This window comes from Gordonia paraffinivorans NBRC 108238 (assembly GCF_000344155.1).
GTDB classification, from domain to species: Bacteria; Actinomycetota; Actinomycetes; order Mycobacteriales; family Mycobacteriaceae; genus Gordonia; species Gordonia paraffinivorans.
The window spans coordinates 25,058-44,286 of sequence record NZ_BAOQ01000040.1; the positions used below are offsets into that span (position 1 = coordinate 25,058).

Sequence of the window (19,229 nt, forward strand, 5' to 3'; positions counted from 1 at the left end):
TGGCGATTCCTCTTGCGGTTGCGTCAGCCGGCCGACGCGACCGTCTGGTCGACGTCGAGGATCTCGGCGAGGAACCTGCCGGTGTGGCTGCCGGGCGCGACCGCGATGTCCTCTGGCGTGCCCTCGGCGACGACCATGCCGCCGCCGCTGCCGCCCTCGGGACCCATGTCGATGATCCAGTCGGCGGTCTTGATGACGTCGAGGTTGTGCTCGATGGTGATGACCGTGTTGCCCTTGTCGACCAGTCCGTTGATCACCGTGAGCAGTTTCTTGATGTCCTCGAAGTGCAGGCCGGTGGTCGGCTCGTCGAGGATGTAGATCGTCCGGCCCGACGAGCGCTTCTGCAGCTCGGCGGCCAGCTTCACGCGCTGCGCCTCGCCGCCGGACAGCGTCGGCGCCGGCTGACCGAGGCGGACGTAGCCGAGGCCCACGTCGACGAGTGTTTTGAGGTACCGGTGAATCGAGGTGACCGGCTCGAAGAAGTCGGCGGCCTCCTCGATCGGCATGTCGAGGACCTCCGCGATGGTCTTGCCCTTGTAGTGGACCTCGAGCGTCTCGCGGTTGTAGCGGGCGCCGTGGCACACCTCGCACGGGACGTAGACATCCGGCAGGAAGTTCATCTCGATCTTGATCGTGCCCTCGCCGGTGCACGCCTCGCAGCGGCCGCCCTTGACGTTGAACGAGAAGCGGCCCGGCTGGTAGCCGCGGACCTTCGCCTCTGTGGTGGCGGCGAACAGGGTGCGGATCTTGTCGAAGACGCCGGTGTAGGTCGCCGGGTTGGACCGCGGGGTGCGACCGATCGGCGACTGGTCGACCTGCACGAGCTTGTCGAGGTTGTCGAGTCCCTTGACGCGCGTGTGCCGGCCGGGCACCTGCCGCGCGCCGTTGAGCTTGTTGGCCAAGACCGTCGCGAGGATGTCGTTGACCAGCGTCGACTTGCCCGACCCGGACACACCGGTGACCGTGGTCAGCACGCCGAGCGGGAACGACACGTCGATGCCGCGCAGGTTGTGTTCGCGGGCGCCGACGACGGTCAGCTGCCGCTTGCGGTCGATGGGTCGGCGGATCTCCGGGATCGCCAGCTCCTCGCGGCCCGACAGGTATGCGCCGGTCAGCGACCTCTTGTTCTTGAGCAGGTCCTTGTAACTGCCCGAGTGCACGACCTCGCCGCCGTGCTCGCCCGCGCGCGGGCCGATGTCGACGATCCAGTCGGCGGCGCGGATGGTGTCCTCGTCGTGTTCGACAACGATCAGCGTGTTGCCCAGATCCCGCAGGCGGGTGAGGGTCTCGATGAGTCGTCGGTTGTCGCGCTGGTGCAGGCCGATCGACGGCTCGTCGAGGACATAGAGGACGCCGGCGAGGCCGGAGCCGATCTGCGTCGCGAGCCGGATGCGCTGGGCCTCACCGCCGGACAGCGAACCTGCCGCGCGCGACAGCGACAGGTACTCCAGACCGACGTCGAGCAGGAACCGGATGCGGGCCTGGACCTCTTTGAGGACGCGTCCGGCGATCGCGGCCTGACGTTCGTCGAGGTGCAGGTTGTCCAGGAAGTCGGCGCATTCGGCGACGGAGAGCGCACAGACCTCGGCGATCGACTTCGCCCCGTACTCGGGGTGGTCGAGCGTGACGGCCAGGATCTCCGGGCGCAGGCGCGCGCCCTCGCACGCGGGGCACGGCACGTCGCGCATGTACCCCTCGTATCGCTCCTTCATCTGCTCGGACTCGGTCTGCTCCATCCGGCGCTCGAGGAACGACATCACCCCCTCGAACTCGGTGTAGTACGAGCGGGTGCGTCCGTAGCGGTTGCGGAACTTCACGTGGACCTGGTGGTCGCTGCCGTTGAGCAGCGCGCGCCGGGCCTTGACCGGCAGCTTCTTCCACGGGGTGTTGACGTCGAAGCCCATCTGGTCGGCCAGACCCGACATCAGCCGCAGGAAATAGTCGGCGTTGTGGCCGGTCGACCACGGCGCGATCGCACCCTCGGCCAGCGACAGGTCGGGGTCCGGGACGACGAGGTCCTCGTCGACCTCCTTGCGAACGCCGAGGCCGTCGCACTCCGGGCAGGCGCCGTAGGGCGAGTTGAACGAGAAGGATCGCGGTTCGAGATCGTCGATGGCGATCGGGTGCATGTTGGGGCACGCCATCTTCTCCGAGAAGCGGCGCTCGCGGTTCGGGTCGTCCTCGTCGAGGTCGACGAAGTCGAGCACGATGATCCCGTCGGCCAGGCGCAGGCCGGTCTCGACCGAGTCGGTGAGGCGCTGCTTGGCGCTGGGCTTGACGACGAGGCGGTCGACGACGACCTCGATGTCGTGCTTCTCCTGCTTCTTCAGCTTCGGCGGATCGGTCAGCTGGTGGACGACGCCGTCGATGCGGGCACGCGAGAAGCCCTGGGTCTGCAGCTCGGCGAAGAGGTCGACGAACTCGCCCTTGCGCGTGCGGACCACCGGCGCGAGCACCTGGAATCGGGTGCCCTCCTCCATCGCGAGGACCTGGTCGACGATCTGCTGCGGCGTCTGCTTGGCGATCGGCTCGCCGCATTCCGGGCAGTGGGCCTTTCCGGCGCGCGCGTAGAGGAGGCGGAGGTAGTCGTAGACCTCGGTGATGGTGCCGACCGTCGACCGCGGGTTGCGGTTGGTCGACTTCTGGTCGATCGACACCGCCGGCGAGAGCCCCTCGATGAAGTCGACGTCGGGTTTGTCCATCTGGCCGAGGAACTGCCGGGCGTAGGCCGACAGCGACTCGACGTAACGGCGTTGTCCCTCGGCGAAGATCGTGTCGAAGGCGAGCGACGACTTGCCCGAGCCCGACAATCCGGTGAACACGATGAGGCTGTCCCGGGGAAGGTCGACATCGACACCGCGAAGGTTGTGTTCGCGGGCACCTCGGACGATCAGACGATCAACCACTGCAGTCCTAACATTCTTTTCGAGTCACAGGTCCATCGAGCTCAGGGCGCACGCGCGGCGCATGGGCACCATATCGGCAGGTACCGACAAGCCGTCTCGACGGCGTAGACCCGTTGGGGATTCGCAGTCCGAGGGCCGGAGGATCGGTCTCGCCACCCGTGCCATACACCATCGAACCGATAGTCCACGATACCCGTGCTCAGAGCGCGTCCGGCCGTCGCGAGCGTCACACGACACGGCGGTGACGGGCGCGATGGCGACCGCGCGGTGTCATAGCCTTTCCCCATGACCTCCGCGACACCGATCAGCGACGACTACACCGGCGACCTCTCCGAGTCCAAGACCCCGCAACGCCGCACCCTCGGCAAGGCCACGATCGTGAAGCTCTCGGTCGGGCCGATGGACAACAACGTCTACATCGTCACCTCGAAGGCGACGGGTGATCAGCTGATCATCGACGCCGCGAACGACGCCGAGACGATCATCGCCACGCTCGACGCGATCGGCGGAAAGCCCGCCCTCATCTTCACCACCCATCAGCACTTCGACCATGTCCAGGCCCTCGAGGCGGTCGCCGAGCACACCGGCGCCCCGACCGCCGCCGGCCGCCACGATGCCCCGGAGATCCCGGTGGCCCCGGACCGCCTCGTCGACGACGGCGACGTCATCGAGATCGGCGACCTCCGGTTCGAGGCGATCCACCTCGTCGGCCACACCCCCGGGTCGATCGCCCTCGCGCTGACCGACACCACCGCCGACGGCGAGGAGGTCGTGCAGCTGTTCACCGGCGACTCGTTGTTCCCGGGAGGCGTCGGCAAGACGTGGCAGCCCGGCGACTTCGAGAAACTCCTCGACGACGTGTCGACCAAGATCTTCGACCGGTTCGGGGACTCGACGGTGGTCTACCCCGGGCACGGCAAGGACACCACGCTCGGTGCCGAGCGCCCGCACCTCCCGGAGTGGCGCGAGCGCGGCTGGTGAGCCCGCGCACACCCACCGCCGTTCCGCATTCCTGTCCCGGCATCGGCCGGAGGGGTTCACGCAACGGTGGCGGGTCCGGCCGATCGGGCGCTACTGCCCCTCGTCGATCCGGTGCTTGTCGACGAGCGCCTTGAGCTCGTGGAACGCCGCTGCCCGCGCCTTCACGACGTCGGCGGATTCCGAGCCCTCCTCGGCCGGCGTGGCAGGCGAACCGTAGAGGACGGTGCCGAGGCGGCCGCGTAGCTCCTCGCGTCGCCTCGCGTCCTCGGCGTTCTCGCGTTCCTCGCGCAACGCGCGGTCGATGTCCTCGGCCTGCCGCGCGCACTCTCCGATGAGCTCGACACGACGCTGGACCGATTGCTCGAGGGCTGCGACGGTCCGCCGCGCGTCGTCGAGCATCTGCTCGTCGGTCCTGGTGAACCTGCGGATGCCGGCTGCGCCGGCCATCACCTTCCGGATCTCCTCCGCGCGACGCAGGTTCGCCGCTATCGACCAGAGATCTGCCCGGAAGTCGAAGTCGGCCGGGTCCCCCAGCCAGCCGGCGCGGGCCGCCTCGGATCCGGCGATCCGCGCGATCGCCGCCTCGGCGGATTCGTAGAGCCGGGCACCGTCCGAGCCGAAGTCGATCTCGCGCTGACGCTTCTCGGCTTCGAGACGCCGGGCCTTCTCCTTCTCCCGCTCGTCCGACCACCACGACCAGATCCCGAGGCTCACCAGGCCGATCAGGTAGATGGATTCCAGGACCCAACCCGTCGCCGTTCGCGCCGTGGACGGATTGTCCGCTCCGAACTCCACCGCGAGCCAGGTGCCGAGGTAGTACGGCCACGCGAGTGCGCAGAACACGGCGACCAGCACGATCCCCACGACGATGGCGCTGCCGTTGTCACTCTTCTTGGAGCCCACGCGCCGAATCCTAGGACGCACCCACGACATCGAGCGGGTGGATATGAGACGAGTCGCAACGTCCTCGGCGGGCCGTGACGGCCGGTGTTTGACCTTCTCCCCCACCGGATACGTGGTCTGACGAAGCGCACTGTGTTCGCGATCTGGGACGGATATTCCCGAAAGGATCACGAAGAGTCGATTCACCAGCACATATCCGAAGGACGGGTAGCGTTGACGAGGCCCATCGCTCTGACCCCGAAGTCAGCGCGACCCGACGGATCTCGAACCGCATCGACTGAAGAAGGTTGTGACCGATGATTCTCCGCCGTATCGCCCGCCCGCTCCTCGCCTCCGCGTTCATCGCGCAAGGCGTCGAGACGATCCGCAGCCCCAAACCGATCGCGCAGTCCGCGGAGCCGGTCGTCGACCGGGCTCGCACCGCGTTGCCGCCCGAGGTGGCGGAGAAGATCCCGGAGGACACCGAGACCCTGGTGAAGATCAACGCCGCCGCCCAGATCGGCGGCGGCATCCTGCTCGCCACCGGCAAATTGCCGCGACTGGCGTCGGTGGTGCTGGCCGGCACCCTGGTCCCGACGACCGCAGCGGGCACCGATTTCTGGAACGAGGCCGATCCGGTCCGCAAGCAGGCCCAGCGCGACGCGTTCGTCAAGAACGTCGGCCTGCTCGGCGGAGTCCTGCTCGCCGCGGTGGACACCGAGGGCAAGCCGTCGCTGGCATGGCGTGGCCGGCAGAAGGCGCAGGCCGTCGCCGCGGCACTGCCGATCGGCACCGCCGCCGGCCACTCGGCGTGGGACTCGCTGCGCGAACGCACCCATGAGGGTGCCGAGCTGGTCGGCGAGCGGTCCGTCGAGGCCGGCGAGCTGCTGAGCAAGGGTGCGCATCTGCTCTCGGAGCGTTCGGCGGAGGCGGCCGAGCGGTTCCGCGAGCACGCCCCGGAGATCGCCGAGGCAGCGCAGAAGCGTTCGCAGGAGGTCGCCGAGCGCGCCGCGGAGACCGCCGAGCTCCTACGCGAGCGTGCTCCCGAACTCGCCGACGCGGCACTCGAGCGTTCGACCGAGATCGCCGAGACCGCCCGCAAGCGCGCACCGATCCTCGCTCGCAAGGCGCGCAAGCGCGCACCCGAGATCGCCGACGCCGCCCGCGAGCTCGCCGATATCGCCCGCGACCGTTCCGCGGAACTCGCCGAGGTCGCCCGCAAGCGTGCCCCCGAACTGGCCGACGTCGCCCGCGATCGTTCGGCGGAGCTCGCCGAGAACGCGCGTCAGCGCTCGGCCGAACTCGCCGAGACCGCGCGTCAGCTCGCGGCCGCCGCCGAGGAGTCCGCGGCTCACACCGCCGACGAGGGACGCAAGCGCTGGCGCAAGGCCCGCGCCTGATCAGCGCGGCCCGTCACACCGCTCGGTCCGAGAACGACGCTGAGTATGAACCAGAACAGACCGGACGCGGCGCACCCACCGGAGGACTACCCGTGGGTGCCCGCGTCCGTTCTGCTGCAGCCGCTCGGGTCCGTGGCCCCGCCGCCGAACTCGCGGCTGGTCGTGGCCGTCGGCTCGAATGCCGCCCCGAGCGTTCTCCGGCGTAAGCTGGACCATCTCGGTGACGCGGTGGAACCCGCCCTCTGCAGGGTGCGGGTCGCCAACATCACAGTGGGCCATTCCGCCCACGTCGCGGCTCGCGGATACATCCCCGCAGCACCTGTTCACGCAGGTCAGGGCGTGTTGACGACCGTCGGTGCATGGCTGAAGCCGTCGCAGACCGAGGCTCTGGACCGCACCGAACCCAACTACGATCGACGGACAGTGAACACGCACGACCATCCCCTCCAGCTCGCAGACCGCCTGCCGGGCGTCCCCACTCCGGACGAGTTCGACCTCTACGTCTCACGTCATGGAGTCCTGGCCGACCCAGACGGCGGGGCCGCGCTGCCCTTCGGCGATCAGCCGACCGTGCTGGCGTGGCTCGCACGCCGATTGGGAGTGACCAAACTCGACGGTCCGCCCGCCGACGTCTGTGCGCGGCTGGCGACCGGCGACCTCGGTGCCCGGGTGACCGGTCTCATGCGCGCCGCGGGGTTGTCGCAGCCGGCCTGGCCGTCCCTCGCCGCGGACGGAGGCGCCCGATGACCGCGCTCTCCCCGGACACCGACCCCAGGCTCGCCGAGGAACAGCACCACCTCGACCGGGTCTACGGTCGCCTCGACCGCATGCGCCAGACCACGAGGCGTCGGCTCTCCGCAACGCTCAGCGAACGCGGCGGGACCCCGCAGGCCCTGTCCGAGCGCGAGTCGTACGAGCGGATGTACATCGAGGACCTCGCGAAGATCGATGCCGCCGAGCACAACCTGTATTTCGGCCGACTCGACCTCGAGGACGGCGAGATCCGCCGCATCGGCCGCATCGGCATCCTCGACGACGGACTCGGCGACGACGGATCGCTCGACGACTCGGCGACCGACGCCACCCTGCTCCTCGACTGGCGCGCACCACTCGCACGGCCGTTCTACCTCGCGACCCCGGCGTCCCCCGAAGGTGTGTCGCGCCGTCGTCACATCCGCACCCGAAACCGCAAGGTGCGCGGCGTCAGCGACGAATCGCTCATCGCCGGCGACGCCGTGCTCGACGACCTCGGCCACGGCGACGTCGTGAACGAGTCGGCACTCGTCGCGGCGCTCAACGCAGCCCGCACCGGCGAGATGACCGACATCGTCGAGACCATCCAGCGCGAGCAGGACCTGATCATCCGGTCCACCCATCGCGGTGTGACGGTCATCCAGGGCGGGCCGGGCACCGGCAAGACCGCGGTCGCGCTGCACCGCGCCGCCTACCTGCTGTACACGCATCGCGAGATCCTCTCGCGCAGCGGCATTCTCATCATCGGCCCGAACGACGACTTCTTGAACTACATCGGACAGGTGCTGCCGTCGCTCGGCGAGTCGGGGGTGCTGCTCTCGACGGTCGGCGACCTGTTCCCCGGCGTCCGTGCCCGCGCCGAGGACCCGCGCGCCGCGGCCGCGATCAAGGGCAGCCTGCGGATGGTCGACGTCATGAAGAAGGCCGTCCGCGCGAAGCAGGCGTTGCCGTCCAAGCCCGAGTCGATCGACTTCGACGGCTATCGCGTCGAAATCGACTCCGCGCTCATCAAGGCTGCGCGCGCGAAGGCGCGTGCCTCGCGCCGTCCGCACAACCAGGCCCAACCGGCGTTTCTGAAGGCCGGTTTCGCCGAACTGGCGGCGCGCCACGCGTCGGCCATCGGGTCCAGCCTGCTCGACGGTTCGCAGTTGCTCAGCCCGGGCGACATCGCCGACATCCGCGACGACATGAGCCGCGACCCCGAGATCCGGGCCGCCCTCCTGAAGTACTGGCCGACCCTGACCCCGCAGGACATGCTGCGGGAGTTCCTCTCGGATGCCAAGGCGATCCGCAAGGCGACCACCGGGTGGAGCGACGAGGACCGCGCCGCGCTGTACCGCGAGCCGCGGACGTACTCCGGCGAGGGCGAGGACTTCTCCCCCGCGGACGTGCCGCTTCTCGACGAACTCGCGGAGCTCGTCGGCTACGGAACCGACGACGCCGAGCGTGCCGAACGCGCCCGCTGGCGCCGGCAACTCGCCGAGGCCCAGGATGCGCTCGACATTCTGACCGGTTCGGCGCCACAGGATCTCGAGGACGAACTCGATCCCGAGATCCTCATGGCCTACGACCTGATCGACGCCGAACAGCTCGCGGCCCGACAGACCGAGACGAAGCGCCTGACCACCGCGGAGCGGGCCTATGGCGACCGCAGCTGGACGTTCGGTCACGTGATCGTCGACGAGGCGCAGGAGCTCTCGCCGATGGCGTGGCGGATGGTGATGCGCCGCATCCCGAATCGCTGGATGACCATCATCGGCGACACCGCCCAGACCTCCGACGAGGCGGGCACCCGGTCGTGGGGCGAGGTCCTGGAACCGTACGTGGCCAAGCGGTGGCAGTTCAAAGAACTCACGGTCAACTACCGCACCCCCGCCGAGATCATGACCTATGCGGCCCGTGTCCTGGACGAGATCGGCAACGGTGAGACGCCGCCGACGTCGTTGCGCAGCAACGGGATCGAACCGCTCGCCGTGTCGATCCGATCCGACGACACCTCCGAGATCGCCGAGGGGATCCTGCGCGCGGTCGATCTCGCCGAGCTGGAGGGCCTCACCGCGGTCGTGGTACCGGACTCGCTTCTGGAGACGGTGACCTCGGCGCTCGACCCCGCATCCTTCGAGGCGAAGGACGTCGAGGTGCCGAAGGTCTACACCGTGCGGTCCTGCAAGGGCCTCGAGTTCGACACGACCATCGTCGTCGAACCCGCCGAGATCGTGGCCCAGTCGCCACGTGGTCTCAGCGACCTGTACGTCGCCCTCACCCGCGCCACCCAGCGTCTCCTCGTCGTCCACGCGGAGGAACTCCCCGAGTCGCTGTCCGGCATGCCTGCCGTCGCAGGCTGAGCGGCCCGGGGGCCGGACGCACCGCACGACGCTGCGACGACCCAACCGGGCTTTCGAGACCATGGAAGCGACCGCTGCGTCGGGTCCCCGAGATCCCGACTCAGCGTTCGCGAGGACCGTCCGCCTCACGGAGTGCCGCATCGATCCGCGGACCGATCAGGTCGAGCGCCTCGCTGCCGACGATGCCGAGGTGGTCGGTGTCGAGGTCGATGCGCGTGATCTCGCCTCCCACAAAGGGTTCCCAGCGAGCCGCGATCGACTCCGCGACCTGGTCGTCGTGTTCGCCGGTCGCGACGACGAGCGTCATGTCGCCGGCGTGGTGACGCGGCCGGTGGGCGATGATCCGCTCCGCGGAGCTGCCCATCCGCTGCAACATCCGGTCGAAGGAGTCCGCGTCGAGCAGTCCGAGGCCGATGACCCGATCCCGGATCGCGGCGGCGAGGGCCTCCGGCGACGCGGACTGCGGATCGGTCGGGTCCACGAGTTCGTCGACGTCGATGACCTGCCGCCATCCGCCGAGAAGGCCGGCTGCCGCTCGCCGGGCATCGATTCCGTCGGGCAGACCCTCGGCGGACACCCCGTCGGCGAGATGCTCGTCGGCTCCCGCCTCGTCGGCCGGGTAACTGTCCAGCAGTCCGAGGAATCCGACCTCGGCGCCGTGCTCGCGCAGCGCGACGGCCATCTCCTGCGCGATCAGTCCGCCGATCGACCAGCCGAGCAGGTGATACGGACCGTCGGGCACGACGCGCCGGATCTCGTCGACGTAGCGCGCCGCGAGGTCGCGGATCGCCGCATCCGGCAGCTCGCCGGCGACCACGTACGGGTCCTGGAGTCCGTAGACCGGCCGGTCGTCGAGATACGGGGTGAACGCGCCAAACAGCCAGGCGAGGCCGTCCGCCGGATGGACGCAGAACACCGGGGGCCGCGCCCCCTCGGCGCGAAGCGGCACGACGACGCCCGTCGGCGCCGGCTCCTCGACGCCGGGGTCGTGGTGCGCCGCGAGCCGGGCGCCGAGGTCCCGCGGGGTCGGCCCGGCGAAGACCCACGCGACCTCGACCGGGATGCCGGTGCGTCGTCGCAGCTCCGCGACGAGCCGGACGGCAGACAGCGAGGTGCCGCCGAGGTCGAAGAAGCCCTGGGTGGAATCGGTGAAGGGCTTGCCGGTGACCTCCGACATGCACTCGGCGACCATCTCCTCCCACGGCCCGTCGGGCGCGGCCGGCGCCCCCGGCAGCCGCGCAGGCGAGGTGTCGGCGATCCTGCGGGCGATCCAGGCGTGGTCCGGCCGGCCGGCAGAATCCACGGGCAGTTCGCCGACGACGGTGACGGTGGTCGGAATCTCGTGCGGTGCGAGGAATTCGACGAGCTCCCGACGCAGCGTCGCCGCGCGGTTGCCGTCGTCGGTCGTGTCGGGAGCGGCCACGACCACCCACGCGTGGACCTCGTCGCCATCCTTCCCCGAGACCGCGACCACGGCGCAGGACTGGACGACGTCGAGTTCGGCCAGCACGGACTCGACCCGGTCCAGGTCCACCCGCAGACCGCCGATCCTGGTCTGCCGGTCGAGGCGACCCAGGATCTCGATCCGGGGAGCGGAGGCGCCGTCGATCCACCGGGCGAGCAGACGCTCGCCGGAGACACCTCGAGCGGCCGAGCGCAGCTCGCCGGGCACGCGCGGCGGCAGGACCCGTCCCCACTCGTCGACGACGATCGCTTCGGTCGCAGACCGCAGGCGTTGTGCCACTGCGCTCGGCACGAGTTCGACGTCACCGACCGTCGGGTCCGACCCGGCGGTGATCGCGTCGAGCATCACGAAGAAGACCTGCCGGATCGTCTCGACCGTCTCGAGGTCGAACAGCGCTGCCGCGTAGTCGATCTCGCCGACGATGGACAGCCCGTCGGCGGTGTGCCGCTCGGCGAGGCCGAGACTCAGATCGACCTTCGCGGGCGGCGCGCCCGCGTCGACGGGCACGATCCGCAGCCCGTCGAGATCCCAGGCCGAGTCCTCGTCGCCGACGGGAGCCGCTGCCGAATCCCCTGCCGACAGGTAGTTCATCATGACCTGGACCAGCGGCGGGTGCGCCGTCGAACGCACCGGCGCGAGGTGTTCGACCAACATCTCGAACGGGATGTCCGCGTGGGCGAAGGCCTCGAGGTCGATGGCGCGTACCCGATCGAGCAGGTCGCCGATGGTGTCGTCGTCGCGCACGGGGGTCCGCAGCACGACGGTATTGACGAACATGCCGATCATGCGCCGGGTCGCCGCCTGTCCGCGGCCGGAGACCGCGGCGCCGATGTTCACGTCGCCGATTCGGGTGAGGCGTGCGAGGGTCGCCGCGAATGCGGCGTGACAGACCATGAATGCGGTCATCCCGTGGGCACGCGCCGTGGCGAACACGGCGTCGCTGAGCTCCGCCCCGAAGTCGATCGTCAGCCGCCCGCCGCGATGGTCGGTCACGGGAGGCCGCGGCCGGTCGACGGGCAGGTCGATCGCCGCGGGGATCCCGCGAAGGGTCTGCGACCAGTACTCGAACTGCGATGCCATCGGCGACGACTCGTCCTCGATGTCGCCCAGGACCTCGCGCGACCAGAGCGTGTGATCGATGTAGCCGATCTCCAGCGGTTCCGCGCTCTCCGCCGCTCCTGCGCCCCCGGTCTCCCCGGCCGACCCCGACGCGGTCGCATGGCGGTGATACCCGGCGAGGAGCTCCTCGGTGAGGATCTCCAGGGACGCCGCGTCGCCGGCGATGTGGTGGATCACCACGACGACGCGATACCCGCCCTCGATCGGGGCGACCGCAACCCGGACCGGCAGCTCACGTGCGACGTCGAAGCCCCTGCCGCACAGCATCATCGCGGTTCCGATGTCGTCGGTCTCCTGCCAGGCCAACTGCTCCGCGGCATCGTCGGCATCGAGGACGGACTGTTCGGGGAGCCCGTCGTCACCCAGCGGGTACACGGTGCGCAGCGGCTCGTGCCGACTCATCACGTCGACGAGGGCCGCGCGCAGCGCACTCGTGTCGAGGTCGCCGAGGACGTCGAAGGCGGCGGGCATGTTGTAGACGGGCGAGGTGACGTCGAACTGGTTGATGAACCAGATGCGTTGCTGCGCATACGACAGCGGGATCCGCGACGGACGGCGCCGGGCACGCAGCGGCTGGGCGCCGAGCCGTCGCCTCGTGAGCGTGGCGGCGAGTTCACGCACGCTCGGGGTGCGGAACAGATCGCGGATGTCGATGTCGACGCCGAGCCGGTCGGCGATCGCGGCGACGACGCGCATGGCGAGGAGCGAGTGACCGCCGAGCTCGAAGAACGGCACGGTCACCGAGACCTCGTCGACGCCGAGGACCTCGGCGAAGATCCCGGCCACGGCCCGCTCGATCCCGTCGGCGGGACGCACGATCTCGCCTGCTGCGATCTCGGGGGCCGGCAACGCCCGACGATCCAGCTTGCCCGTCGCCGTCAGCGGGACATCGTCGAGCACCACCCACTGTGTGGGCCGCATGTACTGCGGCAGGGTCGCCGCGACCCGGGCCCGTACGGCGTCGAGGTCGACGTCTCCCGCGAGATAGCCGACGAGCACACCGGTCGATGCGCCGCCGTGGACCGCTACGGCGGCGTGGGTGATGCCGTCGATTCCGGTCAAGATCGACTCGATCTCACCGAGTTCGATCCGCTGGCCGCGCAGTTTCACCTGGAAGTCCGCACGCCCGAGGTAGTCGAGTTCGCCGGCTGCGTTCCACCGCACCAGATCACCGGTGCGGTACAGACGCGTGCCGTTACCGGTCGGGTCGGCGACGAACCGCTCGGCCGTCAGATCCGGCCGCGACGCATAGCCCCGCGCCAACTGCGGCCCACCGACGTAGAGTTCGCCGACCACCCCGACCGGGACCGGTCGCAACCGATCGTCGAGGACCAGCGTGATCGAGTTGGCGACCGGCGCGCCGATCGGCACCGTCGCGTCGTCGGGCCGGAGCGTATGCGCGGTGACCTCGACCGCGGCCTCGGTGGGCCCGTAGAGGTTGTCCAGGACCGCGTTCACCGCGAGTGCGGCCATCGCATGCGCGGTCGCGGCGGGCAGTGCCTCGCCGGATGAATGCACCCGCCGGAGCGAGGCGAGAGCCTCCCGACGCCGCGGATCGTCGCCGACGTACTCGACGAAAGCCACCATCATCGACGGCACGAAGTGGACCGAGGTGACCTTCTGCCGGGCGATCTCGTCGAGGACGTATGCCGGGTCGACGTGACGCCCGTCCTCGGCGATGACCAGTCGCGCCCCGACGAGCAGCGGCGCGAACAGCTCGGGCACCGACACGTCGAACGTGACCGGCGTCTTCAGCAGCACCGCATCGTCCGCGGACAGCGGTTCCCGGTCCTGCATCCACGCCAGCCGGTTGAGCACCGCCCGACGACTCATGGTGACGCCCTTGGGGGTTCCGGTCGATCCGGAGGTGAACAGGGTGTACAGCCCGGTGTCCGGGTGGACGGGCCGGAACCACAGGTCGGCGTCGGCCGCGCCCGGCTCGGTCGCGTCGACGGTCAGCACGGCGGACGCGACGCCGTCGAGCACCGCCGGCTGCGGGTCGGCCGTGAGGATCACCGAGATCGCCGCGGTGTCGATCATGGCCAACAGCCGCTCGGGCGGGGTGGACGGGTCGATGCTGACGTAACCCCCGCCGGCGGCGACCACGGCGTGGACGGCGAGGACCAGCTCGACCGACCGCGGGATACACACGCCCACAGCCGTTTCCCGACCGACACCGGCATCGGCCAGGCGACGCGCGAGCTGCGACACGCGGCCGGCGAATTCGGCGTAGGACAGGGTCCGCTCCCCCGCGACGAGCGCGACTGCGTTCGGTTTCGTGCGGGCCTGAACGTAGACGGTCTCGGTGATCGACGACCACGGCACGTCGAGTTCCGGTCCGGTGGTCAATGTTTCGATCCGGGCCCGCTCGGCATCGTCGGCGAGATCGATCGCCCCGACCTCGCGTTCGGCAGGGTCGGCGAGTTGCTCGAGGACGCGTATCAGGCGGGCGAGGGTCGTGCGGACGGTGGACTCGTCGAACAGGTCGGTGGCGTAGACGATCTCGATCGGCCATGCCCGGCCCTCGTCGACGATGATCGCGACGGTCATGTCGAGTTGGGTTGTCCCGGTCGACACGGACACCGGTTCGATCTGCAGCCCGCCGAGCGACTGCGCCTGCCCGACCTGGTCATCGCTCGTCCCGTGCAGGACCGAGAGCATGACCTGGCTCAACGGGGCGAACGCCTCGGAGCGGACGGGTGCGAGCCGTTCGACGAGGTAGTCGAACGGCACGTCCGGACGGGCGAGGGCGTTGACGTCGTCGCTCCGGATGCGGTCGAGGAACTCGCCGGCCGGAAGCGCCGGATCGACCTCGCTGCGCAACACCAGGGTGTTGACGAACATGCCGACCAGGTCGTCGAGGTGCGCTTGCCCGCGGCCTGCCACCGGCGTGCTGATGGCGATGTCACGGGTCGCCGACAACCGGGCGAGCAGAAGTGCGAGCGCAGCATGCAGGAGCATGAAATCGGTGACGCCACGCTCGCGGCAGACGTCCGCGAGACGCCGGGTCAGCTCAGCCGGGATCTCGCCCCGCACCCGCGCCCCGCGTTGGGAGGCGACCGCGGGCCGAGGGCGGTCGGTCGGCAGAGCCAGCACGTCGGGCAGGCCCGACAACCGGTTCACCCAGTAATGCACCTGCCGGCCCAGGACCGAATCCGGGGCGTCGACGTCGCCCAGTGTCCGACGCTGCCACAGGGCGTGATCGGCGAACTGCACCGGCAGTTCGGAGAGCTCGGGGACACGCCCGGTGGTGCGGGCCAGGTAGGCCCCCCACAGATCGGTCATCAGCGGGCGCATCGATTCGCCGTCCGCGGCGATGTGATGGACCAGGACAACCAGCACGTGGTAGCCCGGCCCGGAAACCAGGCGGACACGCAGCGGGATCTCCGCGGTGAGATCGAATCCGGTCGTGCCCAGCAATTCGCCCAGGTCCTCCTCGGCGATCTCGTCGATCGGCGCGGCAACCGTGACATCGTCCCACCGCAGCGACTCGCGCGCCGCGTCTGCCGGGAGGATGCGCTGGTACGGCTCGCCGCCGTCATCAGGGAACACGGTGCGCAGCACCTCGTGCCGGGCCAGGACGTCGCAGATCGCCTCGTACAGCGCGTCTCGGTCGAGGTCCCCGACGAGCCGGACCGCGAGGGGGATCGTGTACGCAGCGGACTCGGGTTCGAACCGGTTGAGGAACCAGACGCGTTGCTGCGCATACGACAGCGGGATACGGGCCGGCCGGTCTGGGACCGCCGTCAGTGGCACGAGAGGTGCCTCGGAGTTGTGGACGGTGTCGATGTGCCGGGCGAGGCCGCGGACGGTGGGATTGTCGAAAACATCCCGGACGCCGACTCGGACCCCGAACTCGTCGCCGGCACGGGCGGACAACCGTGTGGCGGACAGCGAGTTGCCACCGATGGCGAAGAAGTCCGCGGTGGCCGACACCTTCTCGAGGTCGAGCAGGTCGGCGACGACGGCGGCGAGGACGCGCTCGGTGTGGCCGACAGGGGGCACGAACGCCTCCATGTCAGCGCCGAGGTCGATCGGTGGCAAAGCCGCCCGGTCGACCTTGCCGACCGGATTGCGCGGGAGTTCGTCCATGATGCGCAGCGCGGCCGGGACCATGTACGGCGGCAGGTGACCGGCGAGATGATCCCGCAACTCGTCGATCCCGAGATCGCGATCCGGCCCGATGGGCTCGACGTATCCGGCGAGGTCGGTGACCGGATCCCCGACGCCGATCACGACCGCGTTCCGGACCGCCGGATGTGCTCTCAGCGTCGCCTCGATCTCGCCGAGCTCGAGGCGCTGCCCGCGCAGCTTGACCTGGAAGTCGCTGCGGCCGAGGTACGTCAGATCGCCGGTGCGGGACCGCCGGACCAGGTCGCCGGTTCGGTACATCCGGCTTCCCGGGGGCCCGAAGACCGACGGCACGAAGCGCTCGGCGGTCAGGGCCGCTCGGCCGTGATAGCCGCGGGCCAGGGCGCCGCCGGAGAGATAGAGCTCGCCGACGACGCCCGGCGGAACCGGATGCAGACGCTCGTCGAGCACATGTGCTGTCACACCGGGGACCGGGCGTCCCAGCCGGACCGGTTCGGCGAGGCCGATCGCCGGGCAGGTGGTGCCCAGGATTGTCGTCTCCGCCGGTCCGTAGGCGTTGTGGAAGGCCGTGTGGCCGGCCCATCGATTCTTCTCCGCGTCCGGCACCGCCTCCCCTCCGACCAGGACGTCGGTCAGGGACATCGACGCGGGGTCGGGTAGCGACGCAGCCACCGAGGTGACGAAGAGAGCGTGGGTGATCCGGTGGGTACCGATGAAGTCGGCCAGCTCGCGTCCGCCGTAGATCTCCGGCGGCACCACGACGAGGGTCGCAGCGCTGCCGTAGGCGCCCAACGCCTCGAGCATCGCGGCGTCGAAGGCCGGCGAGCTGATCCCCAGCCAGCGCGCGTCCGGCCCCGAACCGTGCCGGCTGCGGAGCACCGTCGCGACACCCGTCAGTCCGCGATGGGTCACCAGCACACCCTTGGGCAGGCCCGTGGAACCGGAGGTGAAGATCATGTAGGCCCCGTTGTCGGGGCGCACCGCGGTGCGGGGTTCCGGTAGCGGCAGGTCGGCGCGGGCCCGGAGGTCGGCGGCACGGCCGTCGTCCACTCGCAGCCAGGTGAGGCCTCGGGAGCCGTTGGAGTCGAAGGCATCCGCCGAGCCGTCGGTGAGCCCGACCGCCGCGCCGCTCGCCTCGATGATCCGGGCGATGCGGTCGGCGGGGTGCCGCGGGTCGATCGGGCAATACACCGCACCGGACCTGGCCACGGCCCACAACGCCAGTTGCGCGACCGCCGAGCGGGTGAACGCACAGACGACGACGTCGTCGGGGCCGACCCCGCGCTCGACGAGCTCAGCGGCGAGATATGTGCTCGCACGGTCCAGTTCGGCGTAGGTCCAGCTCCGTCCGGAGTCGACGACCGCGACGTGATCCGGCCGGGTCGCAGCCGCGTGGGCAAAGAGGTCGCCGAGCACCACCGGGTCCGGATCGGGTTCCCCGGACACCAACGGAGACGTCTCCTCGCCGTCGACGAGGAGGTCGAGCTCGCCGACCGCGGTGTCGATGTCGGCGACCGCGGAGGCCAGGAGTCCGACGTAGCGGTCGGCGAGGCGGCGGGCGTCGGCGTGGTCGAAGAGATCGCGAGCGTAGCCCAGCGTGCCCCGCCAGGGTGCTCCTTCGGTCCCGTCGGTCCGGATCGCGACCGTCAGATCGAACTTCGCCGTCTCGTCGCTGATCGCGATCGGCACGATGTCGAGATCCTGCGGCAGTTCCGCGGCGATACCGGCGCCTCCGGCGGCGTCGGTGGTCAGCAGCACCTGCACCAGCGGCGCGTGCGATCCGGTGCGAGCGATGCCGAGCGCGTCGACCACTTCGTCGAAGGGCACGTCTGCGTGGGCGAGGGCGTCGAGATCGGTGTCCCGCACGACGGCGAGCAGATCCCGGAACGGCGCGGACGGTTCGACCCCGGTCCGCAGCGCGACGGTGTTGACGAACATGCCGATGAGGTCGTCGGTGTCGCCGTCTCGTCCCTCGGTCGCGGTGCCGATCACCACGTCGCGGCCGCCGGACAGCCGTCCCAGCAGCGCGGCGAGTGCGGCGTGCAGGACCATGAACGTACTGACGCCCGCGGTGCGTGCCAGTTCGGCCGCCGCCCGGGCGGTCCGGCCCGGAATGGTGAACTCGACCGTCGCTCCTCGGGAATCGCGCGTGCCCGGACGCGGGTACGTGGTCGGGATCTCCAGGAGGGTCGGCGCGCCGGCGAGTCGTTCCACCCACCAACGGCGGCGCTGCGACGCGACGGCGGGGTCCTCGACCAGGCCCAGCACATGGTCGGCGTACTGGCGGGACAAGGGAATCCAGTCGGGGCGTCGTCCGGCGCGGCGGGCCTCGTATGCGGTCAGGAGGTCGCGGGCGAGCACCGGCCCCGAGGCGCCGTCGGCGGCGATGTGGTGGATCGCCAGCACCAGCAAGGAGCCATCGGCGGGATCCTTGTACAGGCGCGCCCGGATCGGACGGTCGCGGGTGAGGTCGTAGGGCATCGCGACGAGTTCGCGCGCCCGTTCCTCGGAATCGACGACGGCCCAGTCGAAGTCGGCGTCCGCGGCGATCACCTGGTGCGGGCGTCCGTCGGCACCGACCGGGTAGGTGGTGCGCAGGATCTCATGGCGGGCGACGACGTCGCCGATCGCGGCCCGGACGTCGTCGGCGCGGACGCCCCCGCCGATCCGGAACGCGAACGGGATGATGTAGGACGCCACATCGGGCTCGTACTGGTTGAGGAACCACATCCGACGCTGGGCGCTGGACAACGGCAGCGTCTCCGGCCGCGGTCGCGGTGTCGCGGCCGCCGGCACCGTGGACAACCGGGCGGCGCCGGCGAACCGTCCGGCCAGTCCGCGGACCGTCGGTTCGTCGAAGACGTCACGCACTGTCACCGCGGCGTCGAGCATCCGGCCGATACGCGCCGCGAGCCGGGTGGCGGCGAGTGAGTTGCCGCCGGCGTCGAAGAAGCTCGTGGTGACCGAGACCTCGTCGAGGCCCAGGACGTCGGCGAAGATCTCGGCGATCGCGACCTCGAGCGGGTTCGCCGGTTCGACGTGCTCGTCACCGGCGAAGTCGGGAAGCGGCAGCGCCTTGCGGTCGATCTTTCCGGAGGTGTTGCGCGGCATCTCCTCGAGCACCACCCAGGACGTGGGCCGCATGTAGGCGGGCAGCCGCTCCTCGGCGACCGCGCGGACGGAGTCGAGATCCAGGCCTGTTCCGGTGAGGTGGGCGACGAGCTGGTCGCCCGACGGCAGCGACATGACCGAGGCGACGACCTCGGCGACCCCCGGAGTGGTGGCC

The 19,229-nt window shown here is 70.1% G+C and carries 7 protein-coding genes; 4 read left to right on the forward strand and 3 right to left on the reverse strand.

What is annotated here, in order from left to right; translation table 11 throughout:
* Nucleotides 1-23 precede the first annotated feature (23 nt).
* Complete coding sequence (gene uvrA, locus GP2_RS17875) at nucleotides 24-2,906, reverse strand: excinuclease ABC subunit UvrA (protein ID WP_006901975.1); 2,883 nt, start codon at nucleotides 2,904-2,906, stop codon at nucleotides 24-26.
* A 285-nt stretch (nucleotides 2,907-3,191) separates the two neighbouring features.
* Here uvrA and GP2_RS17880 point away from each other — a divergent pair, with 285 nt between their 5' ends.
* A complete protein-coding gene (locus GP2_RS17880; protein ID WP_006901976.1) occupies nucleotides 3,192-3,887 on the forward strand; it encodes an MBL fold metallo-hydrolase in 696 nt (231 codons plus the stop codon).
* A 90-nt stretch (nucleotides 3,888-3,977) separates the two neighbouring features.
* Here the strand turns inward: GP2_RS17880 and GP2_RS17885 are convergent, their stop codons facing one another.
* Complete coding sequence (locus GP2_RS17885) at nucleotides 3,978-4,790, reverse strand: hypothetical protein (RefSeq protein WP_006901977.1); 813 nt, start codon at nucleotides 4,788-4,790, stop codon at nucleotides 3,978-3,980.
* Between the two features lie 296 nt (nucleotides 4,791-5,086).
* On the opposite strand from GP2_RS17885, the gene GP2_RS17890 reads away from it, so the two are divergent.
* The 3 genes from GP2_RS17890 to GP2_RS17900 are packed head-to-tail and all read left to right on the forward strand — an operon-like array spanning nucleotide 5,087 to nucleotide 9,267.
* The gene (locus tag GP2_RS17890; RefSeq protein ID WP_006901978.1) at nucleotides 5,087-6,169 is read left to right on the forward strand and encodes a DoxX family protein; all 1,083 of its coding nucleotides are present in this window, start codon (nucleotides 5,087-5,089) and stop codon (nucleotides 6,167-6,169) included.
* Between the two features lie 45 nt (nucleotides 6,170-6,214).
* Nucleotides 6,215-6,916, forward strand: coding sequence for a hypothetical protein (locus GP2_RS17895; protein ID WP_006901979.1), 702 nt, complete (start codon nucleotides 6,215-6,217; stop codon nucleotides 6,914-6,916).
* Nucleotides 6,913-9,267, forward strand: a complete 2,355-nt coding sequence (locus GP2_RS17900) for a HelD family protein (protein ID WP_006901981.1) — start codon at nucleotides 6,913-6,915, stop codon at nucleotides 9,265-9,267. The genes GP2_RS17895 and GP2_RS17900 overlap by 4 nt, the downstream gene beginning before the upstream one ends.
* Nucleotides 9,268-9,367: 100 nt before the next feature.
* Here GP2_RS17900 and GP2_RS17905 read toward each other — a convergent pair whose 3' ends face one another.
* The gene (locus GP2_RS17905; RefSeq protein ID WP_217997250.1) at nucleotides 9,368-19,189 is read right to left on the reverse strand and encodes a non-ribosomal peptide synthetase; all 9,822 of its coding nucleotides are present in this window, start codon (nucleotides 19,187-19,189) and stop codon (nucleotides 9,368-9,370) included.
* Nucleotides 19,190-19,229: the final 40 nt, after the last annotated feature.